This window comes from Bacillus sp. mrc49 (genome assembly GCF_002803435.1).
In genome coordinates, this window is sequence record NZ_PHNG01000264.1 from 1 (window position 1) to 570 (window position 570).

1 protein-coding gene is annotated in these 570 nt (G+C 30.5%); it reads right to left on the reverse strand.

Annotation, left to right across the window (positions count from 1 at the left end; translation table 11 throughout):
• Positions 1-47 precede the first annotated feature (47 nt).
• On the reverse strand, positions 48-570 hold a 523-nt coding region (locus CVN76_RS01885; protein ID WP_157805458.1), incomplete at its 5' end, for a ParA family protein.

A 570-nucleotide genomic window follows, 5' to 3' on the forward strand; every position in this document is an offset into this window, starting at 1 on the left:
ATTTCTTTGCTTCTTCGGCCAAAGAGAATTGATTATTTAATTTTCCGTTACTCATAAATTAAATCCTCCAGTTCTTTATATAACAATTCATAAGTCTTTATCTTTTTGGTCTGCCGCTTTAATAGAGTAGCAGGCCTTTTAAAATAAGCGGTCGCATTTGGGAATTGTATTGTTCTAGGAATTAAAGTTTTAAACATTCTTATATTCTGTTTTTCTGCATAATTGTAAGCTTGCTCCAATAATTCTTTATGTAATTTTGTACTACTATCAACCATAGTTCCGACGATCCCTACTATTTCTAATTCAGAATTAACATTGGCTTTAAAATCGTTTACTACTTCTATTACGTTAATTAATCCATTTACGCCGAATAGTTCGGGCATAAAGGGAATAATAATTTGATCACTAACTTTTAATATATTCCCGGCTATTAGTTCTAAGCTGGGCGGTGTATCTATTAGTATTAAATCAAAGTCTTCTTTTAGATCCTCAACAAAATTTAGTAAATGTAAAAATCTTTCGGGTTTTATTTTAAAAATAAGGTTTGCAAGATTCCCACTAGAAGGCAAA